Below are 24,795 nucleotides of genomic sequence, written 5' to 3' on the forward strand. Positions count from 1 at the left end.
CGCGGGATGGCGGAACCGAATGGCGCGGCACCGGGAGGCGGGCGGGCGGCGCGTGACGCCGAGGCGGTCTCGAAGTTCGTCGAGAGCTTCGCCGCGCAGCTCGTCGAGGCGGGGATGCAGCGGATGCCGGCCCGGGTGTTCGCCGCGCTGCTCTCCTCCGACTCCGGGACCATGACCTCGGTCGAGCTGGGTGAACAGCTGCGGATCAGTCCGGCCGCCGTGTCCGGGGCGGTGCGCTATCTCGCGCAGCAGCACCTGGTCTCGCGCGAGCGGGAGCCCGGATCGCGGCGCGAGCGGTACCGGGTGCACAGCGACCAGTGGTACGAGGCGCTGACCAACCGCGAAGCGGTGATCAAGCACTGGCAGTACGCGTTGCGGGAGGGCGTCGACAGCCTCGGGGAGGGGACTCCGGCGGGGCGGCGGCTGGCTGAGACGCTGGCGTTCTTCGAGTTCGTGGACGGGGAGGTGGCGCTGATGATGGACCGGTGGCGGGTACATCGCGAACGCCACTTCGGTGCGGGCTGACTGACTCGGGGGCGCTGCCCCGAACCCCCGGTCCTCAAACGCCGGACGGGCTGAAACGTATTCAGCCCGTCCGGCGTTTGAGGACGAGCGCGCAGCGCGATTGCGGGGACGAGGAAACCCGGGCGCACCCCCCGCCCGCTACCCCGGCAGCGTCAACCCCCAAGCCCCCTCCCGGACGGTCCACGTCCGGGTCCGTACCGGTCCCCCCACCACCGCATCCGCCCGATACCGAAAATCCGCCCCCGACACGGTGATCGTCCGTCCCACGGCCGACAACGGCGCCGCCTCCGCCCCCACGGAGACGGGCCGGACCTCGACCCGCGCCCCACCCCCCGCGCCTCCCGGAGTGATCGACACGCCCTCCACGGGCTGGTCCAGGTCGACGAGGGTCTCCCCGTCGACCTCGACCCGCAGCCGCGCGGGCCCGGGTGAGGCGGACGCCGGCTGGCGGGCGGGCCGTGCGGTGAGCGTGCGGACGAGGGACTGGCAGGTCCGCAACCAGTGATGGTGATGGCTGTGGTGCCGCGAGCCGTCCTCCTCCGAGTCCGAGAAACCGCCCCCACCGACCCCACCAGAATCACCGGCCAAACCAGTGCCACCCGCCCCACCCCCACCCAGCGGCGGAATCCGCAGAGCCCCCAGCACCACCCCGTCACTGTCGTCCACCAGCAGGTCGAGCCGCCGCTCGGACCCGTCGAGCACCGCCCGTGCCGCCGCCACGGCCCCCATGGGCACACCGAGGGCCCGCGAGAGCGTCAGCGCTCCGCCGCCGACACCCACCGGCACCAGCGACAGTGCACATCCGGCCAACTCGCGCCGCCGGTGCAAAAGGGACACAGCGCGCAACAGCGCCCGGTCGTCCCCGATCACGACGGGTCGCCGCGACCCTCTCCGGGCCAGTGCCCGATCGAATTCCTCGGGCCCGTCGGGGAGGCACACTTTTGTCGTCGCACCCGCGCTGAGCACGTCTTTTGCGATCCGTACCGCCTCACCGTCACCGCGACGGGCGACCGGGTCGATGACCACCAGGAGCTGGTCGGAAGTCGCCACCTCGGTCATGCCTCGCTTCCTCGGGTAGCATCTTTGTGCAAGAGCCCCTTGCGCTATTGCGCCAGGGGCTTCGTCTATTCCGGGGCATCCGGTCCGACGGTCGCGGCCAAAGGTGGTCGCCGGCGTACGCAGCCGTACCAGATACAGCCGCGTACGTCCCCGACCTTGGACATGCCCCGCCCGGAAGGGGTGTACGCGCGTGCCCGCACTTGTGCTGCTCGGTGCTCAGTGGGGTGACGAAGGCAAGGGAAAGGCCACCGACCTGCTCGGTGGTTCCGTGGACTATGTGGTGCGCTACCAAGGCGGCAACAACGCCGGCCATACGGTAGTCGTGGGCGATCAGAAGTACGCCCTCCACCTCCTCCCTTCCGGAATCCTCTCGCCGGGGTGCACCCCGGTCATCGGCAACGGAGTCGTCATCGACCCGTCGGTCCTGTTCTCCGAGCTGAACGGACTGAACGAACGAGGCGTCGACACCTCCAAGCTCCTCATCAGCGGAAACGCCCACATCATCACGCCTTACAACGTGACGGTGGACAAGGTGACCGAGCGCTTCCTCGGCAAGCGGAAGATCGGCACCACCGGCCGGGGCATCGGCCCGACCTACGCCGACAAGATCAACCGTGTCGGTATCCGCGTCCAGGACCTGTACGACGAGTCGATCCTGACGCAGAAGGTCGAGGCCGCGCTCGACGGCAAGAACCAGCTGCTCACCAAGGTCTTCAACCGCCGCGCGATCGAGGCGGGCCAGGTCGTCGAGGAGCTGCTGACCTACGCGGAGCGGCTGCGCCCGTACGTCGCCGACACCGTCCTGCTGCTGAACAAGGCGCTCGACGACGACAAGGTGGTCCTCTTCGAGGGCGGCCAGGGCACGCTCCTGGACATCGACCACGGCACGTATCCCTTCGTGACGTCGTCGAACCCCACCGCGGGCGGCGCCTGCACGGGCTCGGGCGTCGGCCCGACGAAGATCAGCCGGGTCATCGGCATCCTGAAGGCGTACACGACCCGGGTCGGCGCGGGTCCGTTCCCGACCGAGCTGCTCGACGAGGACGGCGAGGCGCTGCGCCGTATCGGCGGCGAACGCGGTGTCACCACCGGTCGTGACCGGCGCTGCGGCTGGTTCGACGCGCCGATCGCGCGGTACGCGACGCGCGTCAACGGCCTGACGGACTTCTTCCTCACCAAGCTCGACGTCCTCACCGGCTGGGACGAGATCCCGGTCTGTGTCGCGTACGAGATCGACGGCAAGCGCGTCGAGGAGCTTCCGTACTCGCAGACCGACTTCCACCACGCGAAGCCGATCTACGAGAACCTGCCCGGCTGGTCGGAGGACATCACGAAGGCCAAGACCTTCGCCGACCTCCCGAAGAACGCCCAGGCGTACGTGAAGGCGCTGGAGGACATGTCCGGTGCCCCGATCTCCGCCATCGGCGTCGGCCCGGGCCGCGACGAGACGATCGAGATCAACTCGTTCCTCCGGTAGGACCCACGGGAACGGCACACGGGAGGGCCGCCGCCGCGTACGAAGCATGCGTACGCGGCGGCGGCCCTCCCGTATGTGCTCACTCCGTCTCGTGCGCATCCGTCGGAAAAAAAGTCAATAACGTCATAACGGGCATATCCTGGGCAGGTACGCGTACGCGTGGATCCGCGATCGGAGAAGGTGAGTGCGATGCGCGTTCTGCTCAAGGCGACCATGGACACGGAGAAGGCGAACGAGGCGATCCGCAGCGGGAAGATGCCGGAGCTGATGAAGGAGGCGCTGGACCATCTCAAGCCCGAGGCGGCGTACTTCGGCGCCCTGGGCGGCCGGCGCACCGCCCTCCTGTTCCTCGACATGCGGGACAGCTCGGAGCTGCCCGCCATGGGTGAGCCGTTCTTCACCCAGTTCGACGCGGACGTCGAGGTCTCCCCGATCATGAACGGCGAGGACCTCCAGAAGGGCCTGTCCCAACTCCGCTGAGCGGCCCCGCCGTTCCCCCGGGCCGGGTCGGGGCCTAGGGCGTGTCCTAGCTGAAGATGATCATCGAGCCCTGGGCCAGGCTCCGGGTCGCCGCCGCGTGCAGGCCCAGCCAGACATGGCGCTCGCGCGCGAACGGGCTCGCGTCGAAGGGGGCCGGGGCGGCCGGCTCCTCCAACTCCGTCGGTGTCATCGGAGGCTGCGGCGGCACCGGCGGGTTGGCGGGGTCGATGCCGATCGAGGGGGCGACCAGCTCCAGCTCGCGCAGCAGCACCTGGGAGGAGCCCAACGGCCCGCCGCCCGCGAGGAGTTCGTCGCTCGACAGCGGATGCGGGAAGTCCACCGGGACGTACGCGCCCGCGTGGTCGTAGTGCCAGACCAGGTGGGACTGCTGGGCCGTCGTGTCGAACATCTCCAGCAGCTGCTCGTAGTCGCCGCCCAGTTCGCCGACCGGCGTCACCGGCAGCTGGCACACCTGCAACAGGTACGCGCGGCGCAGGAAGTGCAGCGCGTCGTAGTCGAAGCCCGCGACCGGCGCGACATCGCCGGAGAGGCCCGGCATGTACGCGTACACCGGCACCGGCGGTAGTCCGGCCTCGCCCAGCACCTTGTCGTAGAGCGCGAGTTCCTCGGCGAAGGGGTTGTCGGGGGTGTGGCACAACACGTCGACGAGCGGGACCAGCCACAGGTCACAGGCCAACTGAGAACTCCTCGTTCAGCACGGTGGTCAAGGCAGCGTAATGGGTGAAGGCGCGGGCGGTCCCCTCCGTGCGGGTCGGATACCCCACACCGGCGGCCCCACCGGCGGCGCACACCGACCGACCGCCGCTCGGACTTCGGCCCGACCCGTCACTCGGCCCGCCGCCCGACCCGCCGCTCGGACCTCAGCCCTCAGCCCTGCGCCAGCAGTTCGATCAGCGCCAGCGAGTGCGTGTTGTACGCCGCGACGATCTCGTGCGCCGCCGGGGCGTCCCGGCGCGTGAGGGCGTCCACGAGGTCCGTGTGCTCGGCCCACAGACGGCCCCGCAGATCGTCGAGCCTGCGCAGGTGCTGGACCGCGCACACCCAGGACTGGACGCGCAGCCGGTGCAGGAAGTCGGCGAGGTACGGGTTGCCGAACAGGCCGCTCAGCTCGCGCCAGAACCGCAGGTCGTAGCCGATGAGGATGTTCAGGTCGCCCGCCGCGGCGGCCCGCTGCGCCTCCTCGCCGCGGCGGCGCACCCCGGCGAGCGCGGCGGAGGTACGCGGATCGTCGGCGCGGGTGGCGAGCGCGGCGCGGGCGCCCCGGGTGGTGGCGGCCGTCGAGTCCAGCAGCCCGTGGAAGATGCTCTCCGTGACGAGGCTGCGGGCCTCGATCATGCCCCGGTAGTCGCTCAGCGAGTACTCGTGGACGCGGAACCCGCGATGCTGGTCCGCGTCCAGGAGGCCCTGCGCCGACAGATCGACCAGGGCCTCCCGGACGGGGGTCGCGGAGACGCCGTACTGCTCGGCGATCTCCTTGACCGTGAACTCCTTGCCCGGCTGGAGGCGCCCGGCGAGCACCTCGTCGCGCAGCGCGTCCGCGATCTGCTGCCGCAGGGTGCTGCGGGTGACGGCACCATTGCCGCCGCCACTGCCGGTGCCGCGCATCGTCCGGGTCCTTCCCCCATCGAATAAGTACTCGCGAACAAGTACTCGCTCATGTCTACGAGCCAGTCACCTTACGCGTTCGATGTCGGGCCACCCGGATTGCGGGAGTCCTGCGTCACACCCCCTCTGTCCGCGCCTGTCCGCCCTACCGGGCCGTGTGCTCGTCCGCCGCGGAGAGGGCTTCGTCGAGCGCGGCCAGGCCCTCCTTGGCCTCCGCCTCCGTGATGTTGCACGGCGGCACGACATGGGTGCGGTTCATGTTGATGAAGGGCCACAGTCCGTGGGCCTTCGCCGCCGCGCCGAAGGCGGCCATGGGGGCGTTCGCCTCGCCCTGCGGGTTGTAGGGGACGAGGGGCTCGCGGGTCTCCCTGTCCCGTACGAGTTCCAGGGCCCAGAAGACACCGGTGCCGCGCACCTCGCCGACGCTCGGGTGGCGCTGTGCCAGCTCGCGCAGCCCGGGGCCGAGGACGGTCTCGCCGATGCGGGCGGCCTGCTCGACGACGCCCTCCTCCTCCATCACGTTCAGGGTGGCGACGGCGGCGGCGCAGGCGAGCGGGTGCCCGGAGTACGTGAGGCCGCCGGGGTACGGGCGCCGGGCGAAGGTGTCCGCGATCGCGCCGGAGATGGCGACGCCGCCGAGGGGCACGTACCCCGAGTTCACGCCCTTCGCGAAGGTCAGCAGGTCGGGTACGACACCGGTGTGGTCGGCGGCGAACCACTTGCCCGTGCGTCCGAAGCCGGCCATGACCTCGTCGAGGACGAAGACGATGCCGTACTGGTCGCAGAGCGCGCGGACGCCCTCCAGGTAGCCGGGGGGCGGGACCATGATTCCGGCCGTGCCCGGGATCGTCTCCAGGATGATCGCGGCGATGGTGGCCGGGCCCTCGAAGGCGATGGTGTCGGCGAGGTGCTGGAGCGCGCGCTCGCACTCCTGCTGCTCGGTCTCGGCGTGGAAGGGGGAGCGGTAGAGGAAGGGCGCCCAGAAGCGCACGACCCCGGCCGAACCGGAGTCGTTCGCCCAGCGGCGCGGGTCGCCGGTGAGGTTGATCGCGGCCGCGGTGCCCCCGTGGTAAGAGCGGTACGCGCTCAGCACCTTCGGCCGGCCGGTGTGCAGCTTGGCCATCCGGGTGGCGTTCTCGACGGCCTCGGCGCCGCCGTTGGTGAAGAAGATCTTGTCCAGGTCGCCCGGTGTCCGCTGGGCGATCAGGCGCGCCGCCTCCGACCTGGCCTCGACGGCGAACGCGGGCGCGAACGTCGTCATCTTCCCGGCCTGCTCCTGGATCGCGGCGACGACCTTCGGGTGCTGGTAGCCGATGTTCGTGAAGACGAGGCCGCTGGTGAAGTCCAGATACCGCTTGCCGTCGTAGTCCCAGAAGTAGGACCCCTCCGCACCGGCGACGGCGAGCGGGTCGATGAGCTCCTGCGCTGACCAGGAGTGGAACACATGCGCACGGTCCGCGGCCTTCACGGCGGCGCCGGCCTGGGGATTGGGCTGAGGGGTCATGCGCCCGAGGGTAGGCGGCCGGCGCGCGGGCGCGACATCGGCGTCCTGTCTGCGGTGCGGCCCCGAAAGCGACAGGTTGTCGTGTGTGGGACGCCCCGACGGATCCCCGGAGGGCCTTCGGCGGAAACTCCGTACAGAATTGACAGCATGCTGTCGAAATGACAGCATGCTGACATAGCTCATTGAGGGACCGACTGACCGCCCGACCGAGGAGAGGCCATGACCCGCGAGTCCGCCCGCAAGCCCGTGTACCTCGCCGTGTACGACACGCTCGCCGACTGGGAGACCGGTCACGCGACCGCGTATCTCGCCCGCGCCGGCTACGAGATCCGCACGGCCGGCCTGTCCGGCGACCCGGTGAGGTCCGTCGGCGGCCTGCGGATCCTGCCCGACGTGACGCTCGACGACGTACGCCCCGAGGACGCCGCGCTGCTGATCCTGCCGGGCGCCGACCTCTGGGACACCGGCGACGAACTGGCCCCCTTCGCCCGCAGGGCACGGGAGTTCCTGGCGGCCGGCGTACCCGTCGCCGCGATCTGCGGGGCCACCGCCGGGCTCGCCCGCGAGGGACTGCTCGACGACCGGGCCCACACCGGCGCGGTCTCCTTCTACCTGGCCGCCACCGGTTACAAGGGCGGCGACCGGTACGTGGACTCCGACGCCGTGACGGACGGCGGACTCGTCACCGCCGGACCCACCGACCCCGTCGCGTTCGCACGGGAGGTGTTCGCCCTGCTCGGCGTGTACGAGGGAGAGGTGCTCGACGCCTGGTACCGGCTGTTCCACGACTCCGACGCGCAGGCGTACGAGGTCCTGGAAGCGGCCGAGGCGACCGAAGCGGCCGAGGCGGGCACGCGGTGAGCGGTACGGGCGAGGAGGAGGGCGGCGGGCGCCAGGACCTGTTCAGCCGGAGCGCGCTCGCGGTCTTCCGGCTGAACGGCCAGTACCTGGGCGTCGCCGAGGAACTGGCCGGGCCTGCCGGGGTCACCGCCGCCCGGTGGCAGGTGCTCGGTGCCGTCCTGCGGGAACCCCTGCCCGTATCCGGGATCGCCCGGGTCATGGGCATCACCCGGCAGAGCGTGCAGCGGATCGCCGACCTGCTGGTGGAACGGGGGCTCGCCGAGTACGTACCCAACCCCGCACACCGCCGCGCCAAGCTGCTCCGGCCGACCGACGAGGGTTTCGCGGCCGTCCGGAAGATCGGCCCCGGCCACGCCGCCTTCGCGGACCGGCTCGCCGAAACCCTCGGTGAGGAGGGCCTGGCCGAGACCGTACGGGTGCTGGAACGGCTGATCGCGGCGATGGAGACGGTCACCGGGATGCCCGCGGAACCAGCCACGGAACCAGCCACGGAGCCTGTACGCCCTGTTACGGAACCGTAGACACCGCCCCTGCCGCCTCCCCGTCGCGCCGCACTATCCTCGGGCTGTCGCACATGCACGGGGGAGGGCGGCGTTTCGATGGAGAAACTCGGATCTGCGGATCCGCACCGGATCGGCGCGTACCGGCTGCTGGCGCGGCTCGGCGCGGGCGGTATGGGCCAGGTGTATCTCGCGCGTTCCGACCGCGGAAGGACCGTCGCGGTCAAACTCGTCCGCCAGGAACTCGCCGAACAGGAGGAGTTCCGCGCGCGTTTCCGTCAGGAGGTGCGGGCGGCCCGGCGTGTGGGCGGCTACTGGACGGCCCCGGTGCTCGACGCGGACACCGAGGCGGCCATCCCGTGGGTCGCCACGGGCTATGTGGCGGGGCCCTCGCTCCAGGAGGTCGTCGGCCACGACCACGGCGCGCTCCCGGAACGTTCCGTACGGATCCTCGCGGCCGGCCTCGCGCACGCGCTCAAGGACATCCACGCGGCGGGACTGATCCACCGCGACCTCAAGCCGTCGAACGTCCTCGTCACGATCGACGGCCCGCGCGTCATCGACTTCGGAATCGCGCGCGCCCTGGAGACGGTCACCGACGGCGGCCTCACCCGTACCGGCGCGCTCGTCGGCTCGCCCGGCTTCATGGCCCCCGAGCAGGTCCGCGGCGACCGGGTCACGCCCGCGTGCGACGTCTTCTGCCTGGGCTCGGTCCTGTCGTACGCGGCCACGGGCGTCCTCCCCTTCGGCGCGGCCAACAGCGGCGCGCACGCCCTGATGTTCCGTATCGCCCAGGAGGAACCGGACCTCGATGGGGTGCCGGAGGGCATCGCCGACCTCGTCCGCCAGTGCCTGCGCAAGGACCCCGCCTCCCGCCCGACGCTCGACGACATCCTGGAGCGCACGGGAGCGGAGGACACCGTCGCGGACGGCCGCAGCCGCGACCCCTGGCTGCCGGGGATGCTGGTGGCCCAACTGGGCCGTCACGCGGTGCGGTTGCTGGACTCGGAGGACCCGGAGGTCTCCGCCCGTCCGGCCTTCGAGGACGAGGCCGGCCAGACCCCGGACCCCGCCCCGACACCCGCCCCGGCGCCCACTCCACCGCCCACCCCGCCCGCGGCCCCCGTACCCCCTCCCACGGCTTTCCCGGAACACGCCGCTTCCCCGGAACACGCCCCCACCCCCGACGCCTCCTCCCCGCCGCCGGAACCACCGGCGGGCGCTCCCGCCGATCACCTCCCCACGATGACCGCGGGCCGGCCCGGCACACTCCCACCGGCACCCCCGGCCCCGGCCTCGGCCCCGGGTCCCGCCCCCGCCCACCCGGCCTACGGCTATCCCCAGCAGCACCCCCAGCCCGCTTCCGGCTACGGCTACCCGCACCAGCAGCAGCCCGGCGCCTGGTCGGCGCCCCCGGGCGGACCCGCCACCCCCAACGCGTACGCGACCCCCGGCGGCTACACGGCTCCCAACGGCTACGCGTCACCCCCGGGTTCGACCCCTCCCTACGGCCCGACACCCCCGTACGGGCCGGGCTTCGCGCCGCGGCCGGAACCGGAGCCGCCGCGCGGGAACGCCCGCTCCACCGCCCTGCTGATCGTGGTGGCGCTGGTCGTCGCGCTCGGTGCGGGCGCGTCCGTGTACGCGCTCATGAAGGGCGACGGGGACGGCCAGGCAGGCGGCGACCGCAGCGAGTCCCGGACGACGGGCGCGCCCACCACCCCGGGCCCGTCCAGCCAGAAGCCCTCGACGCAGCCGCCCACCACGGGGGAGGGGACGCCCGCGGACGGCGCGATCCCCACCGAGTACCTCGGTACCTGGACGGCGTCCATCGACAACGCCACGGGCCGCAACACCCGCCGGCTCACCATCGAGCAGGGCGAGGTGGGTGACGCGGTGCTCTCGCTCACGGCGGACGGACCGGCCGACGGCGGCACGTACCACTGTGTGTTCCGGGCGTCGCTCGCCGAGGCCCCGAGCGACGGCGGCCCGCTGCGGATCGGCCCGTCCGAGGTCACCGTCGGCGAACCGGCCACGTCGTGCTCGCCGGGCGCGGCAACGGAGTTGACCCTGCTGCCGGACGGCCGGCTGCGGCGCGTGAACGCGGACAACGGCGACGCGCTGACGTACACGAAGCAGTAGAAGCGGCAGAGGCGGTGAGGGTGGGGCCGCGCCTGCCCGGCCGCCCCTGAACAGCTGCTGAACTTCAGCCGTCGCCACAGCGATCCCGCCCGTCCCGCTCGTACAGTGTCCGCACCGTCGAACTCCGGGAGTGGTGGGGCACCCAGTGGAGTGGCTCAGCGCAGAGAACGTGGTGGCCGTGGGCACGGCGGTCGTCGGCATCGTGGCCTCGGGCGTCATGGTCTGGTACGAGCGCCGGGTGCCGCGCCGCAAACGCATCGGCTACCGCGTACAGATGGACAACCCGATCGGGGACGACGTCCGCCTCGGCAGGGCCAGCGTCCGGCTGGGGCTCTTCGACGAGGCGCCCGGCATGGCCGACGCGACGCTCGTCCTGCTGCGCATCGAGAACGACGGCTCGCAGAGCATCGCCGACATGGACTACACGGGACGCGAACTCCACGGCCTGACCGCCGTGTTCACGGACCGTACGATCCGCGGGGTGTCGGTCACCCAGCCGCCCGAGACCGACCACCTGATGGACCACTTCACCCCGTCGAACGGCCTCGGCTACGAGGGCAGCACCCTGCGTATCCCGCGCGTCCCGCTCAACCGGGGCGAGCACTTCAAGCTGCTCGTCCTGCTGTCGGGCGGCGATGTGGGCAGCGGGATACGGCTCATCGGCGGCATCCGCGACGGCGAGGTGCACCCCAACCGCGCCGCGCCGGTGGACGGCACGCCGGCGCTGTTCAGCCGGGCGTCGCGGCTGATCACCGGCCTGCTCACGCTGTGCGTGCTCGCCCTCGCCGTCATCGTGGTGACCCGCGACGACACCCCGCCGCCGATCGGCTGCGAGCGGGGCGAGCTGACGGTGACCGGCTCGACGGCGTTCGGGCCCGTGATGCGGGAACTGGCCGCCAAGTACGAGGACGACTGCGCGGGCGCGTCGATCGAGGTGGACCCGCACGGCTCCACCGCCGGCGTCCAGGAACTCGCCGGGCTGGGCGCCAAGTCGAAGAACGGCTCCCCGCCGGTGATCGCCCTGTCCGACGGCACCAAGCCGAGCGGTCTGCGCGAACTGCGCGAGACCCGGGTGGCCGTCTCGGTCTTCGTCCTCGTGGCCCACGAGGACCTGCCGGTGAAGAACCTCTCGACCGACGACGTACGCCGCCTCTACAGCGACCGGATCAGCAACTGGAAGCAGCTCGGCGGCCCCGACCTGCCCGTCCACCTGATCAGCCGCGACGCCAACTCCGGTACGCGCAAGGTCTTCCAGCGCCGGGTCCTGAACCGCAACGAGGGCGCGAACTACTCCTCGGACTGCGAGCACAAGGACTACGAGGCGGCCCCGGTCGTCCGCTGCGAACTGTTCTCCACCGAGCAGGTGCTGAGCACCGTCGCCCGGATCCCCGGCGCCATCGGGTACAGCGAACTCAACCTCGCCACCGGCCACGAGGGCGTGCACCGGGTGACCCTCGACGGCCACGACCCGTCGGTCGAGGAGATCGAGCACGGCACCAGCGAGTACCCGTACCGGGAGATCGAGTACGCGTACACGTACGGCTCGCCGCCCGCCGACTCGCTCGTCTCCAGCTTCCTCACGTACATCAGCCGGGGCAGCGGCCAGGACGTGATCCGCACCCATGGCCATCTGCCGTGCGCGACACCGGTGGGGCAGCGGATCTGCGGCGAGGGCTGACACGGGCCGGTGCGCGCTCCCTTGCCTGCGATTGACGCGTACACAACCATCGATACATGCGACCCATGAGACCCGAACGCCCTGTGAGCCCCAGCAGAAGAACGGTCCTGGCCGCGACGGCGACAGCCGGAGCCGCCACGGTGGTCACGGGTACGGCGACGGCGGCCGAGGCGTCGAACGCGTCCACCCGCCCACCGGCCACCGCCCAGCCCCCCACCCCCGAACTCCGCGCCCTGTTACGGGAGATCGACCCCGCCCGCATCGAGGCGACCGTCCGCAGACTCGTCTCCTTCGGGACCCGCCACACGCTCTCCACCCAGGACGACCCGGTCCGCGGGATCGGCGCGGCCCGCGACTGGATCCTGGCGGAGATGCGTTCGTACGCCGCCACGTCCGGCGGCCGGATGACGGCCGAACTCCAGTCGTACGTGCAGGAACCCGCGCCCCGCATCCCCACGGCCACCCGCATCACGAACATCGTGGCGACCCTGCGCGGCTCGGTCACCCCGGAGCGCGTGTACGTCGTCTCCGGGCACTACGACTCCCGCGTCACCGACGTCATGGACGCCACCTCGGACTCCCCGGGCGCCGACGACGACGCCTCGGGCGTGGCCGTGGCGATGGAACTGGCCCGGGTCATGGCACGGCGCCGCCCCGCCGCCACGATCGTCTTCGCGGCGGTGGCGGGGGAGGAGCAGGGCCTGTACGGGGCGGCGCACATGGCCGCGCGGTTCAAGGCGGCGGGTACGGACGTGCAGGGCATGTTCACCAACGACATCGTGGGCGCGTCGAGGGCGGACGACGGCACGAAGGACCCGTACACCATCCGGCTCTTCGCGGAAGGCGTGCCGACGTCGGAGACCCCGGAGCAGGCGGCCACGCGCCGGTCGGTGGGCGGCGAGAACGACTCCCCGTCGCGCCAGCTGGCCCGTTTCGTGCGGGACACGGCGGACAACCCGGCGACGGGTATGCGGGTACGGGTCGTCTACCGGCGGGACCGTTACCGGCGGGGCGGTGACCACATCCCCTTCCTGGAGCAGGGGTACGCGGCGGCGCGGTTCACCGAGCCCGCCGAGGACTTCGCCCATCAGCACCAGGATGTGCGGGTCGAGGACGGCAAGCAGTACGGGGACCTGCCGGAGTTCTGCGACTTTCCCTTCATTGCTCGGGTCGCGCGGGTCAACGCGGCCGCGCTCTGGACGTTGGCGCAGGCGCCGGGTGCGCCGCGGTCCGCGCGGATCCTTACCGCCGCGCTCACGAACTCCACGGAGCTGGTGTGGGAGCGGGGGGCCGAGCCGGATCTCGCGGGCTACGAAGTCGTCTGGCGGGAGACCACGGCGTCCGAGTGGACGCACGTGATCCCGGTCGGCGACGTGACGTCCCACGAGGTGGACCTGTCCAAGGACAACGTCTTCTTCGGCGTACGAGCGGTAAACAGAACGGGCCTGAAAAGCCCGGTCACATTCCCCTCCCCCCAACCCTGACCCGGTTCCCGTCACGTACTCGGGGGCCAGCCCCCGAACCCCCGCTCCTCAAACGCCGGAGGGGCTAATCCTTCAGCCCGTCCGGCGTTTGAGGACGAGCGCGTCAGCGCGATTGCGGGGGCGAGGGGGCGCAGCCCCCATGCGTGGATGGGAACGGGTAGGGGCGGCGGGGGCGAGGAACACGCCCCTACCGGGGCTCCGGTGGCCGCTGGCGCGGCATGTTCGGGCGCGTACCCGGGGGAAGCGGCAACCGCCCGGCCGGCGCGGCGTCCCGCACACCCCCACCCCCACCCACCCCCTCCCGAAGCACCGACGGAGTCATCCCACTCCGAAACGACACCATCCAGTCCGACGTCTCCACCCGCACCAACTCCGTCACGTCCTCGGAGAACCGCCGCAGCACCCCCAGACACCGCTCGGCGGCCTCCCCCGCGGTCCCCTCGGCCGGCCCGAGAACCTCCCGCACGCACTCGGACGCCCAGTCGAACTGGAGCACCTGCAACCGCCGCTGCACGGCCTGCGCGGTCGCCACGTCCCGCATCCACCCGGAGGTCACCCCGAAGAACCGGTCCCCCGCGACGCAGGCGACCGCCACCAGCAGCGCCAGATATCCCCAGGTGGCGCCCCCGCCGAGCACTCCGGCGAGATCCAGCAGGGGCAGCCCCGCCCCGGCGAGGGCTCCCGCGGCGGCCCCGGCCCGCAGGGCCCGCGCCCCTCGCCGCTTCCACACCCGGTCGGCGAGGTACCAGTCCGCGGTGGTGAGCGCCCCCTCCTCCACCCACCGGTAGAGCTCGTCCAGCCGCTCGGCCGGCTCACCCCAGTCGCCGAGGGGGAAGACCCGTCCCAGCAGATCGCCGGGCTCCACCGGACCGTCGCCCCGACCGCTCTGGGCCGGCCCCTCGGGCTGCATGTCCGGCTGGCTCACCCCACGCTCCCTCGTTGTGACGTTGTGTGACGGTAACGTGGCGCGTGGTGCTGATGCGCCGCACTCTTACTACCTCCCCATCGGTGGGGACAGCCCTGCTTTCGGGGCTTTTCCGCTCGGATGTGGGCTCTGATCAGGTATAGACCAACTCGCCCTCTCACTCGAAAGAGTGTCGAAGCGACGGCCCGGTAGACCACGTAGGCTCGTGCCAAGGCGGAATTCACGCCCGAAAGCCGTATCCGAAGGCAGTACTCACCGCAGTACTCACAGCCGTACGAACCAGGAGCTGATCGTGATTCCCGGTGGTGGCCAGCCCAACATGCAGCAGCTGCTCCAGCAGGCCCAGAAGATGCAGCAGGACCTCGCGAACGCCCAGGAGGAGCTGGCGCGCACCGAGGTCGACGGTCAGGCGGGCGGCGGCCTGGTGAAGGCGACGGTGACGGGGTCGGGCGAACTGCGCGGCCTGGTCATCGACCCGAAGGCCGTCGACCCCGAGGACACCGAGACCCTCGCCGATCTGATCGTCGCGGCGGTCCAGGCGGCGAACGAGAACGCCCAGGCGCTCCAGCAGCAGAAGCTCGGCCCGCTGACCCAGGGGCTCGGCGGCGGCAGCGGCATCCCCGGCCTGCCGTTCTAAGTCAATCCGGCGGTCCCTTCTAAGAAGGCCGACCGCCAACTACCGTACGTACGAAGAGAGCAAGCGCGACTACGGTACGTACCGAGTCCGTGGGAAATCCGTGGGAAACAGGAAGGCAATCCGTGTACGAAGGCGTGGTCCAGGACCTCATCGACGAGCTGGGGCGACTGCCCGGCGTCGGTCCCAAGAGCGCGCAGCGGATCGCCTTCCACATCCTCCAGGCGGAGCCGACGGACGTACGCCGTCTCGCGCAGTGCCTCATGGAGGTCAAGGCGAAGGTCCGCTTCTGCGCCACCTGCGGGAACGTGGCGCAGGAGGAGCTGTGCAACATCTGCCGTGACCCGCGCCGCGACCTCTCGGTCATCTGTGTGGTCGAGGAGCCGAAGGACGTGGTCGCGGTCGAGCGGACCCGCGAGTTCCGGGGCAAGTACCACGTGCTCGGCGGCGCGATCAGCCCCATCGAGGGCGTGGGCCCGGACGACCTGCGCATAAGGGAGCTGCTGGCGCGGCTCGCCGACGGCGCGGTCACGGAGCTGATCCTGGCCACCGACCCGAACCTGGAGGGCGAGGCCACGGCCACGTATCTCGCCCGCATGATCAAACCCATGGGTCTGCGGGTCACCCGCCTCGCCAGCGGGCTGCCGGTGGGCGGCGACCTGGAGTACGCCGACGAGGTCACCCTGGGACGCGCCTTCGAGGGAAGGCGGCTGCTGGATGTCTGAACGACTGGTTGATGTACGGGAAGTTCTTGAGGAAGGCCGGCTTCTAGATGTCTGACGCCACGCTGCACGCGACCGATCCCGACCCCGACGACTTCTCGGTCCAGATCGCGGATCAGATCGAGAGTTTCCTCGTCGCGGTGACAGAGGTCGCGAGAGGCGACGAGCCGGACTCGGCCGTCCCCTTCCTGCTCCTGGAGGTCTCCCAGCTCCTGCTGGCCGGCGGCCGTCTCGGCGCGCACGAGGACATCCTTCCCGACGAGCGGTACGAGCCGGACCTGGGCCCCGAGCCGGACGTCGACGAACTGCGCGAGCGTCTCGCCGAGATGCTCGACCCGGTCGACGTCTACTCCGAGGTCTTCGACCCGTACGAGCCCCGTAAGGCCCCGGTCCCGGCCCGTATCTCGGACGACCTGGCCGATGTCATGGCCGATCTGCGGCACGGCATGGCCCACTACCGCGCCGGCCGCACCACCGAGGCGATGTGGTGGTGGCAGTTCTCGTACTTCTCGAACTGGGGCTCCACGGCCTCGGCCACCCTGCGCGCCCTCCAGTCCCTGGTCGCCCATGTCCGGCTGAACCAGCCCCTCCAGGAGCTGGACGGCCTGGACACCGACCAGGAGCTCAGCGAGGACGCCCTCGCGGAGGAGGCCGGCCGGGTGATGGCGGAGGAGATCGCGGGTCCGCTGGGCCTGCGCGAGGTCAAGTAGCGCGCGGTCGCGGACGTGCGTGCTGCGTGTGGGGCGGGCCCGGAGTCGTCGACTCCGGGCCCGCCCCACACGCATGCCGTGCCCCTTGTCGCGCGGACATATCGCGCCGACCGTGTGACGAGGGGCACTTTGCGCGTGAGGTGCGTCCGGGACGGGCAGATGCGGTCCTGGAGCGGCCGGAGGGCCGGACTGCGGGAGCCGACCGATCGGACGCCCGTACGGCCGGACCCGACTGAGCCGGGTGATCAACACGTGAGCGGGACATCTCACGATGCGATATCCCCGGGGTGGAATTCGGCCGCTCGTTAGACTGAGCCGACCGCAGTCGTGCGGTACGAGACGGACTGAGCGAGGAGCGCACGTGGGCCTTGTCGTGCAGAAGTACGGAGGTTCCTCCGTAGCCGATGCCGAGGGCATCAAGCGTGTCGCCAAGCGAATCGTCGACGCCAAGAAGGACGGCCACCAGGTCGTCGTCGTGGTGTCGGCGATGGGTGACACGACGGATGAGCTGATCGATCTCGCCGAGCAGGTATCCCCGATCCCTGCCGGGCGTGAGTTCGACATGCTGCTGACCGCCGGGGAGCGGATCTCCATGGCCCTGCTGGCCATGGCGATCAAAAACCTGGGCCACGAGGCCCAGAGCTTCACCGGCAGCCAGGCAGGCGTGATCACCGACTCCGTCCACAACAAAGCGCGCATCATCGATGTCACGCCGGGCCGCATCAGGACGGCGCTCGACGAGGGCAACATCGCGATCGTCGCCGGGTTCCAGGGCGTCAGCCAGGACAAGAAGGACATCACCACGCTGGGGCGCGGTGGTTCCGACACCACGGCCGTCGCCCTCGCCGCCGCCCTCGACGCCGAGGTCTGCGAGATCTACACGGACGTCGACGGTGTGTTCACCGCCGACCCGCGGGTGGTGAAGAAGGCCCGGAAGATCGACTGGATCTCCTCCGAGGACATGCTGGAGCTCGCCGCCTCGGGCTCCAAGGTGCTGCTGCACCGCTGCGTCGAGTACGCACGCCGATACAACATCCCGATCCACGTCCGCTCGTCCTTCTCGGGACTGCGGGGCACCTGGGTCAGCAACGAGAATCCGCAAGGGGACGCGCAGGTGGAGCACGCCATCATCTCCGGAGTCGCGCACGACATCTCCGAAGCCAAGATCACGGTCGTCGGCGTCCCGGACAAGCCGGGCGAGGCCGCAGTGATCTTCCGGACCATCGCGGACGCCGAGATCAACATCGACATGATCGTGCAGAACGTGTCCGCGGCCTCCACGGGCCTCACGGACATCTCCTTCACGCTCCCCAAGGCCGAGGGCCACAAGGCCATCGAGGCCCTGGAGAAGGCGAAGGGCGCGATCGGCTTCGAGTCGCTGCGCTACGACGACCAGATCGGCAAGATCTCCCTGGTCGGCGCGGGGATGAAGACCAACCCGGGCGTCACCGCCTCGTTCTTCCAGGCGCTGTCCGACGCGGGCGTCAACATCGAACTGATCTCGACCTCCGAGATCCGCATCTCGGTGGTGACCCGCCAGGACGACGTCAACGAAGCGGTGCGCGCTGTGCACAGCGCCTTCGGGCTCGACTCCGACAGCGACGAGGCCGTCGTCTACGGAGGCACCGGCCGATGACCGTCCCCTCGTACGGAGGCGTACGACGATGACCGGGCGGCCGACGCTCGCGGTCGTGGGCGCGACCGGAGCCGTCGGCACGGTCATGCTCCAGATCCTGTCCCAGCACGCGGACATCTGGGGCGAGATCCGCCTGATCGCCTCGCCGCGCTCGGCCGGCCGCAAGCTGGCCGTGCGCGGCGAGCAGGTCGAGGTGGTGGCCCTGACGGAGGAGGCCTTCGACGGGGTCGACGTCGCCATGTTCGACGTACCCGACGAGGTGGCCGGGCGCTGGGCGCCGGTGGCGGCGGCCAAGGGCGCCGTCGTGGTCGACAACTCGGGCGCGTTCCGGATGGACCCCGAGGTGCCGCTCGTGGTGCCCGAGGTCAATCCGCACGCCGCCCGCGTCCGGCCGCGCGGCATCATCGCCAACCCGAACTGCACGACCCTGTCGATGATCGTGGCCCTGGGCGCGCTGCACGCCGAGTTCGGGCTGCGCGAGCTGGTGGCCTCCTCGTACCAGGCGGTGAGCGGGGCCGGGCAGCGCGGCGTCGACACCCTGCGCCAGCAGCTGAAGCTCGTCGCCGGTACGGAACTGGGGACGACCCCTGGTGACGTACGGCGGGCCGTGGGGGACAACACCGGGCCGTTCCCGGAGCCGGTGGCGCTCAATGTGGTGCCGTGGGCCGGGTCCGTGCGTGAGGACGGCTGGTCCTCGGAGGAGATGAAGGTCAGGGACGAGTCCCGCAAGATCCTCGGGCTGCCGAACCTGCCCGTCGCCGTCACCTGTGTCCGGGTGCCGGTCGTCACCGTGCACTCCCTGACCGTCCACGCCCGTTTCCAGGGCGAGGTGACGGTGGGCAGGGCGCGCGAGATCCTCGCCACGGCCCCCGGGGTGGTGCTCTTCGACAACCCGGAGGCGGGGGAGTTCCCGACGCCGGCCGACGTGGTCGGTACGGACCCCACCTGGGTCGGGCGGGTGCGCCGGGCTCTCGACGACCCGACGGCGCTGGAGCTCTTCGTCTGCGGGGACAACCTGCGCAAGGGTGCCGCGCTGAACACCGCCCAGATCGCGGAGCTGGTGGCGGCCGAGCTGTGACCTGCAGCTCTCAGACGGTTCCGGCCGGTTCGGATCGGTTCCGATCGGTTCCGGCAGGTTCCGGACAGGAAATTCGCCGGTCATAAGTTGAATCTTTTGTAGGATCTGTGCGACTTCTATGGTTCGATCGTGGCCGAAGCTGTGGTCCGGACCACAGGAACCAGACCTCTGGCGCCCAAAGGTTTTTTCTCCCCGTTCTCCGCAACCGCGCGGAGGGCGGGGAGCGTCTTTGCGGTCGCCCTTGAGGGGTGACCGGACGCCACGTTCATTTGGGCATAGGGGATGGGCTTTTACGTATGAGGACACTTAGCGCACGGTCCGGCATGAGGTCCTACGCAAACGTGATGCCTGTCGCGTACAACCCCGACGGGGGGAAGCGTGTCCAACTGGCGTGGCTGAGGTTCTCGAATTCACTGTGGCGACGCGGGGCACGACCCTCCGTCCGCCCCGCCGACCCCGCACGTCCGGCGCGTCCGGCGGCGGCATGCCGGTGATCGCCCCCATGCCCGCAGCGCGGCCGACCCGCATCCCGAATCAGCGTGAAGGCGCTGACGAGGCCCTGGCGGCCGGCACCACCGTCGACCATCTCACCGAGACCTACCGCGCCCACTACCGGTCGCTCCTGGGTCTCGCGGCGCTCCTCCTCGACGACACCGCGTCCTGCGAGGACGTCGTCCAGGAGGCCTTCATCCGGGTGCACTCGGCGCGCAAGCGCGTGCGCGACCCGGAGAAGACGCTCGCCTACCTGCGCCAGACCGTCGTCAACCTCTCGCGCTCCGCCCTGCGACGGCGCATCCTCGGCCTGAAGCTCCTGTCCAAGCCGATGCCCGACATGGCGAGCGCCGAGGAGGGCGCGTACGACCAGCTGGAGCGTGACGCCCTGATCAAGGCGATGAAGGGGCTCCAGAGACGCCAGCGCGAGGTCCTGGTCCTGCGCTACTTCGCGGACATGACCGAGGCGCAGGTCGCCGAGACCCTCGGTGTCTCCCTGGGCTCCGTGAAGGCGTACGGGTCGCGCGGCATCGCCGCGCTGCGCGTCGCCATGGAGGCGCCGGCATGAGCGGGCACGACGAGCGAGCACGCCACGACGAGCACGGTCGCCACGGCGACGACGACGAGCACGAGCAGCACGCTGGGAACGGAACTGTGAAACACGGCCCCTCGGAGAACTCGGGCCCGGAAGAGTCGGGCCCCACGGATACGGAAGGCCGCCCGTCGGACCGCTCACCGGGCGACCCCACGAACGAGCCGATCACCTCGGACGACGCGGGCGACTCGGTCGAGCCGGTTGAGCCGGTCGACCCCGACGGCTCGGACGAAGCGCCGGGCACGTCCCCGGCCGAGGCCGAGGTCGCGGACGGCACGCCGGAGACGGCGTCCGACGACGCACCGACCAAGATTTCCCCTCTGCCTCCCCGGTCCTCGAAGGACTCCGCGGGTGATTCGGGCGACGCGGGTACGGAGTCCACGAGTACGGAGTCCGCGGGTACGGAGCCGGTGAGCGCGGGTGAGTCCGGTGCGGGCATCCCCGGTCTCGGCCTGGGGCTCGGCGCCGGCTCCGGGACGGGCGGCGGATCGGGACCGGACATGTTCGGCTCCGACGAACTGGCCCTGCGGCGGCTGCTGCACCAGGCCGTCGAGGAGATCGAGCCGACCGACGGCACGCTGGACCATCTGCGGCGCGCGGTACCGGCCCGGCGGGCGCGCAAGCGCCAGGCCCTCGTCGGTATGGCCGCCGCCGCGCTCTTCATCGGCACGGCCGTCCCGGCCCTGGTGCACGTCTCGAACTCCACGGGCTCCAACGCCGACCCGTCCATGGCGGGCAACACCTCGGCGACCCAGGGCGGCGCGAACGAGGGCAAGGAATCCTCCTCGGGAAGCGGCTCCGGCAGTTCCGCGGGCTCGTCCAAGGGGTCGGACAAGGGCGACAAGAAGGACAAGCCCGGCAAGGGCAAGGGTGGTGGCGGCACCGCGGGCACCCCGCCCACGACCTCCACCGCGGTCGCGCCGACCTGTACGCCGACGCAGCTCATCGCCGCTGCCGGGGGTGGCGCACCCGACGCCACCGGCGCGGTCTACGGCACCTTCACGGTCACCAACGTCTCGACCGCCAGCTGTACGGTCGTCGGTGACGGCTCGGTGGCGCCGACCGCGGTGGGCGCCGCGGACCAGTCCCAGCTCATGACGGCCCTGCACGTGGCGGGCGACCCCGCCGCCGGGCTGCCCGACCCGTCCACCTACGCCACCTCCCTGGTCCTGCCGCCGGGCGGGACGTACAACGTGAAGTTCGCCTGGGTGCCTTCGTCGACCTGCCCGACCAGCGGCGGCAACGGCGGTACCGGCGGCGGGGAACCCACGCCCGACCCGACCCCCACGGAGGACCCCACCGGGGCCAGCGGCGGTACGGTCTCGGAGGGCGCGACCGGCGAGGAACCCCAGCTCATGAGGGCCGACGGGACCGTCGACGGAAGCGTCAGCGTGTCCTACACGGCCGAGGGTGGCGCACCGGCGGCCGCGACGACCGTGTCCAACGCGTGTGCGGGGACGGTCTACCGGACCGGCGTGCTGGCCGGCTCCTGACCGCGCCGGGCCCGGGCTGCCGCTCGGGCCCGGGTGCCGGGTACTGACCGGGGCCTGGGTGCCGGGCCGTGTCAGGCGGTGGGGGACGACGCGGAGGACACCTTCGGGGCGCCGGTCTCCGCCGGAGTCTCCTCCACGAGCCCCAGCTCCGCGTCCTGCGCGAACTCCACCTCGCGCCGCATCAGCCGGAACCACATGAAGACCACGAAGCCGGCGAAGACGAACCACTCACCGGTGTAACCCAGGTTCTGGAACGCCTTCAGATCCAGGCCCGTGTCCGAAGGCGCCGCGGCGGGCACGGCCTTCATCCCCGGGTCGGCCTCGGCGAGCGTGATCCACGCGTCGTACATCTTGTACGGCACGAGGTTCACCAGGGACGCCGAACTGATCGCACCGGTCTGCCCGGCGGGGAGCCCCCCGGCCGCGGGCACCCCGTTCGACCCGGGTGACTCCGACGCCTGGAGCGCGCCGGTCACGGTGACCTCGCCTGCCGGAGCCGCCGGGGCCTTCGCGGTGTCGGCGTCGCCGGCGAGCCAGCCCCGGACCACCGGCAGAGCCCTGCCGTCGTCGGTGCGCAGCATCGTCAGGACGTAGAAGCCGCGCTTGTCGTCCAGCTCCCGGTCGGGCACGAGCAACTGCTTCCCGTACCGGCCCGTCGCCGTGGCCTGCTTGCCCGACGTCTTCTTGTCCACGGGCAGCAGTTGGGCGAGCGGCCGGGGAGCCTGCGTCTTGGCCGCCGCGGCCTGGTCGCCGGCGTCGCGGTGGTCCTGGACCCGGTCCTCGAACCGGCTCAACTGCCATGACCCCATGAACACGCAGAAGGGGATGGCCAACAGCACGAAGACGTTGATCCCCCACCAGCGGGGCGTCAGCAGGAACCGGTACACGACCTCAACGGTACGGGGCCCCTGCGGGGAGCGTGGCCGAGGGGGGGTGCCTCGACCACGACCCCTCTCACAGGGACACCGATGCCATGGACGGTCGACGGCGGCGCGCCCCCCGGCCGACCGCTGCCCCCGGTCGGCAGCTGCCCCCGTCGGCGGCTGCCCCCGGAAGACCGGCGCCCGCCGCCCGCCGCCCCGGTCAGCCCCCCAGGTGGCGCTCCGCGAAGTCCAGCTCCAGGCGGACCTGCTTGATCCGCTCGTCCACGACCAGCGAACCGTGCCCCGCGTCATAGCGGTACACCTCGTGGTCCGCGTCACGCGCGGCGAGCCGGGTCACGTAGTTCTCGACCTGACGGATCGGGCAGCGCGGGTCGTTGACCCCGGCGGAGATGTAGACCGGCGCCTTCACCGCGTCGACGTACGTCAGCGGGGACGACGCCTCGAAGCGCTCCGGAACCTCCTCCGGAGTACCGCCGAGCAGCGTGCGGTCCATCGCCTTCAGGGCCTCCATCTCGTCGTGGTAGGCCGTCACATAGTCCGCGACCGGTACCGCGGCGATACCGAGCGCCCACGCCTCCGGCTGCGTACCCAGACCGAGAAGGGTGAGGTAGCCGCCCCACGAACCGCCGGTCAGGATCAGCCGGTCCGGGTCGGCGTACCCGGACGAGACCGCCCACTCCCGTACGGCCGCGATGTCCTCCAGCTCGATCAGGCCGACCCGGTGCTTGAGGGCGTCCGTCCACTCCCGCCCGTACCCCGTGGAACCCCGGTAGTTGACCCGGATCACCATGTACCCGTGGTCCACCCAGGCCGCCGGGCCCGCCGCGAACGAGTCGCTGTCGTGCCAGGTCGGGCCGCCGTGGATGTCGAAGACGGTAGGGAGGGGACCACTCGCTCCGGCCGGCCGCTGCACCAGGGCGTGGATACGGCCGCCGGGACCCGTCACCCACACGTCCTCGACGGGCACCGACTCCGGCGCCTTCATGCCGGGCGGATCGAGGACGACCTCGCCGGACGTCGAGCGGACCACCGGCGCCTCGGCGGAGGACGACCACAGATACTCCACGCTGCCGTCGGGGCGTGCGGTCGCGCCCGACACGGAGCCCTTCGGCGTCGGCACCCGCTCCAGCTCGCGGGTCGCCAGGTCGAACCGCCACAGCTCGCTGCGCGCCTCGAAGCTGTTGACGACGAGCAGGGCGGAGCCGTCCGGATACCACTCGGCGCTCAGGTCGCCGTCCAGTTGCGAGGCCAGCTCCAGGTCCGTCTCCTCGCCGGACACCACGTCCCACACCATCGGTTCCCAGCGCCCGCGCCGTTGGTGTCCGACGAGCAGGCGCGTGTCCCCGGCCACCGGGGCGAAGCCCAGCACCTCCAGGCCCAGCTCGGCCGTACCGCCCTTGGTGTCGTCCAGCTCGGAGACCGTCGAACCGTCCATCCGCAGCACCCGCAGCGCGGAGTGCATCGCGTCGCCGTGCTCGGTGTGCTCGACCGCGATCAGTGTGCCGTCGTGCGAGAGGTCGCCGACTCCGGCCGACTCGCGGTGGCGGTAGACCTCGACGGGGTCCTCGCCGGTGCGGCTGACGTAGATCGTCGAACCGTCCTCGTCGGTCGACCTGCCGACGATCGCCGTCCGCCCGTCCCGCCCGAGCGCGAGCCCGGCGGGGTAGGAGGGGTCGAGCCCGGGAGCAGCGGGTGCGTCGGGACCGCCCGATCCGCCTGTTCCGCCCGATCCGGTCGATGCGGTCGATGCGCCTTCAGCCTCCGGCCCGGCGAAGGGCTGTCGGCGCCAGATCCCGAACTCGTCGCCGTCCTTGTCGTCGAACCACCAGATCCACTCGCCGTCGGGCGACAGCACGCCGTCCGTCGTTCCGTTGGGCCGGTCCGTGACCTGGCGCTGGGCGCCCGTCGCACGGTCCCACGCGTACAACTCGTACGTCCCTGTCGCGTTGGACACGAACAGGGACCGGTGCGGGGCGTCCTCCGCCCAGTCCGGCAAGGACACCCGCGGCGCCCGGAAGCGCTTCTCCCATTCGGGCATGGTTACCTCGTGCGGGATGGCCCCGTTGCTCTCAGTCATGGCCCCATATTGCACGCACAGGACGACATCGCGCCGAGGGGCCCCTCAGCCTGTGGAAAACTCTCCGGCCGAAGCGGTCCACGACACGGTCGAACCGCGCATCCCCGCAGTTCAGGGGCCGATAGGGACGCTCGCACACTTATCAGACCGCTACCGGGCAGCACGCCGGAGCACCGCCGAGAGGCACAGCTGAGAGGCCCCGCCGAAATGCGC

General features: G+C 71.3%; 22 protein-coding genes. 15 read left to right on the forward strand and 7 right to left on the reverse strand.

The annotated features are described in order from the left end of the window. Positions 1-6: 6 nt before the first annotated feature. Positions 7-525, forward strand: coding sequence for a GbsR/MarR family transcriptional regulator (locus tag IE278_RS16705; RefSeq protein ID WP_189773104.1), 519 nt, complete (start codon positions 7-9; stop codon positions 523-525). A 138-nt stretch (positions 526-663) separates the two neighbouring features. Here IE278_RS16705 and IE278_RS16710 read toward each other — a convergent pair whose 3' ends face one another. After that, positions 664-1,584 (reverse strand): diacylglycerol kinase family protein, encoded by a 921-nt coding sequence (locus tag IE278_RS16710; RefSeq protein WP_189773105.1) that lies wholly within the window; start codon positions 1,582-1,584, stop codon positions 664-666. A gap of 190 nt (positions 1,585-1,774) precedes the next feature. On the opposite strand from IE278_RS16710, the gene IE278_RS16715 reads away from it, so the two are divergent. Both IE278_RS16715 and IE278_RS16720 read left to right on the forward strand, forming a co-directional pair. Beyond that, positions 1,775-3,061 carry an adenylosuccinate synthase gene (locus tag IE278_RS16715; RefSeq protein WP_189773106.1) on the forward strand — a complete coding sequence of 429 codons (1,287 nt, stop codon included), beginning with the start codon at positions 1,775-1,777 and terminating at the stop codon, positions 3,059-3,061. A 189-nt stretch (positions 3,062-3,250) separates the two neighbouring features. Next, complete coding sequence (locus IE278_RS16720) at positions 3,251-3,541, forward strand: hypothetical protein (protein ID WP_189773108.1); 291 nt, start codon at positions 3,251-3,253, stop codon at positions 3,539-3,541. A gap of 46 nt (positions 3,542-3,587) precedes the next feature. Here the strand turns inward: IE278_RS16720 and IE278_RS16725 are convergent, their stop codons facing one another. The 3 genes from IE278_RS16725 to IE278_RS16735 form a co-directional block, all read right to left on the reverse strand. Next, positions 3,588-4,238 carry a putative DNA-mimic protein gene (locus IE278_RS16725; RefSeq protein ID WP_189773110.1) on the reverse strand — a complete coding sequence of 217 codons (651 nt, stop codon included), beginning with the start codon at positions 4,236-4,238 and terminating at the stop codon, positions 3,588-3,590. 191 nt (positions 4,239-4,429) lie between these two features. Then, complete coding sequence (locus IE278_RS16730; RefSeq protein ID WP_189773111.1) at positions 4,430-5,167, reverse strand: GntR family transcriptional regulator; 738 nt, start codon at positions 5,165-5,167, stop codon at positions 4,430-4,432. 145 nt (positions 5,168-5,312) lie between these two features. Then, a complete protein-coding gene (locus IE278_RS16735) occupies positions 5,313-6,671 on the reverse strand; it encodes an aspartate aminotransferase family protein (RefSeq protein WP_189773112.1) in 1,359 nt (452 codons plus the stop codon). 219 nt (positions 6,672-6,890) lie between these two features. Here IE278_RS16735 and IE278_RS16740 point away from each other — a divergent pair, with 219 nt between their 5' ends. From IE278_RS16740 to IE278_RS16760, 5 genes are all read left to right on the forward strand, one after another. Continuing rightward, a complete protein-coding gene (locus IE278_RS16740; RefSeq protein WP_189773113.1) occupies positions 6,891-7,532 on the forward strand; it encodes a type 1 glutamine amidotransferase family protein in 642 nt (213 codons plus the stop codon). Next, a complete protein-coding gene (locus IE278_RS16745; protein WP_189773114.1) occupies positions 7,529-8,053 on the forward strand; it encodes a MarR family winged helix-turn-helix transcriptional regulator in 525 nt (174 codons plus the stop codon). Before IE278_RS16740 ends, IE278_RS16745 begins: the two co-directional genes overlap by 4 nt. A gap of 78 nt (positions 8,054-8,131) precedes the next feature. Further along, positions 8,132-10,174: a serine/threonine-protein kinase gene (locus IE278_RS16750; RefSeq protein ID WP_189773115.1), complete on the forward strand. Its 2,043-nt coding sequence runs from the start codon at positions 8,132-8,134 to the stop codon at positions 10,172-10,174. A 145-nt stretch (positions 10,175-10,319) separates the two neighbouring features. Continuing rightward, the gene (locus tag IE278_RS16755; RefSeq protein WP_189773324.1) at positions 10,320-11,852 is read left to right on the forward strand and encodes a substrate-binding domain-containing protein; all 1,533 of its coding nucleotides are present in this window, start codon (positions 10,320-10,322) and stop codon (positions 11,850-11,852) included. Between the two features lie 56 nt (positions 11,853-11,908). Next, the gene (locus tag IE278_RS16760; protein ID WP_246570351.1) at positions 11,909-13,336 is read left to right on the forward strand and encodes a M20/M25/M40 family metallo-hydrolase; all 1,428 of its coding nucleotides are present in this window, start codon (positions 11,909-11,911) and stop codon (positions 13,334-13,336) included. A gap of 187 nt (positions 13,337-13,523) precedes the next feature. Here IE278_RS16760 and IE278_RS16765 read toward each other — a convergent pair whose 3' ends face one another. Continuing rightward, the gene (locus tag IE278_RS16765) at positions 13,524-14,261 is read right to left on the reverse strand and encodes an SLATT domain-containing protein (RefSeq protein WP_189773116.1); all 738 of its coding nucleotides are present in this window, start codon (positions 14,259-14,261) and stop codon (positions 13,524-13,526) included. A gap of 292 nt (positions 14,262-14,553) precedes the next feature. Between IE278_RS16765 and IE278_RS16770 the strand changes: the two genes are divergently transcribed. The 7 genes from IE278_RS16770 (at position 14,554) to IE278_RS16800 (ending at position 21,621) form a co-directional block, all read left to right on the forward strand. Continuing rightward, a complete protein-coding gene (locus IE278_RS16770) occupies positions 14,554-14,898 on the forward strand; it encodes a YbaB/EbfC family nucleoid-associated protein (RefSeq protein ID WP_189773117.1) in 345 nt (114 codons plus the stop codon). Between the two features lie 122 nt (positions 14,899-15,020). Further along, positions 15,021-15,620 (forward strand): recombination mediator RecR, encoded by a 600-nt coding sequence (gene recR / locus IE278_RS16775; RefSeq protein WP_189773119.1) that lies wholly within the window; start codon positions 15,021-15,023, stop codon positions 15,618-15,620. Positions 15,621-15,667: 47 nt separating this feature from the next. Next, a complete protein-coding gene (locus tag IE278_RS16780; RefSeq protein ID WP_107018121.1) occupies positions 15,668-16,327 on the forward strand; it encodes a DUF5063 domain-containing protein in 660 nt (219 codons plus the stop codon). Between the two features lie 361 nt (positions 16,328-16,688). Beyond that, positions 16,689-17,963 carry an aspartate kinase gene (locus IE278_RS16785; RefSeq protein ID WP_189773121.1) on the forward strand — a complete coding sequence of 425 codons (1,275 nt, stop codon included), beginning with the start codon at positions 16,689-16,691 and terminating at the stop codon, positions 17,961-17,963. Between the two features lie 28 nt (positions 17,964-17,991). Beyond that, positions 17,992-19,041, forward strand: a complete 1,050-nt coding sequence (locus IE278_RS16790; protein WP_189773123.1) for an aspartate-semialdehyde dehydrogenase — start codon at positions 17,992-17,994, stop codon at positions 19,039-19,041. Positions 19,042-19,432: 391 nt separating this feature from the next. Then, positions 19,433-20,101, forward strand: a complete 669-nt coding sequence (locus IE278_RS16795) for a SigE family RNA polymerase sigma factor (protein ID WP_189773125.1) — start codon at positions 19,433-19,435, stop codon at positions 20,099-20,101. Beyond that, positions 20,098-21,621: an ICP22 family protein gene (locus IE278_RS16800; protein WP_246570352.1), complete on the forward strand. Its 1,524-nt coding sequence runs from the start codon at positions 20,098-20,100 to the stop codon at positions 21,619-21,621. The genes IE278_RS16795 and IE278_RS16800 overlap by 4 nt, the downstream gene beginning before the upstream one ends. Before the next feature lie 71 nt (positions 21,622-21,692). Here the strand turns inward: IE278_RS16800 and IE278_RS16805 are convergent, their stop codons facing one another. Together IE278_RS16805 and IE278_RS16810 are read right to left on the reverse strand one after the other, a co-directional pair. Continuing rightward, the gene (locus IE278_RS16805) at positions 21,693-22,508 is read right to left on the reverse strand and encodes an SURF1 family protein (RefSeq protein WP_189773128.1); all 816 of its coding nucleotides are present in this window, start codon (positions 22,506-22,508) and stop codon (positions 21,693-21,695) included. 196 nt (positions 22,509-22,704) lie between these two features. Then, the gene (locus IE278_RS16810; RefSeq protein ID WP_189773130.1) at positions 22,705-24,582 is read right to left on the reverse strand and encodes a S9 family peptidase; all 1,878 of its coding nucleotides are present in this window, start codon (positions 24,580-24,582) and stop codon (positions 22,705-22,707) included. Positions 24,583-24,795: the final 213 nt, after the last annotated feature.

Origin of the sequence: Streptomyces tauricus (assembly GCF_014650955.1) — a bacterium.
Classification (GTDB): domain Bacteria; phylum Actinomycetota; class Actinomycetes; order Streptomycetales; family Streptomycetaceae; genus Streptomyces; species Streptomyces tauricus.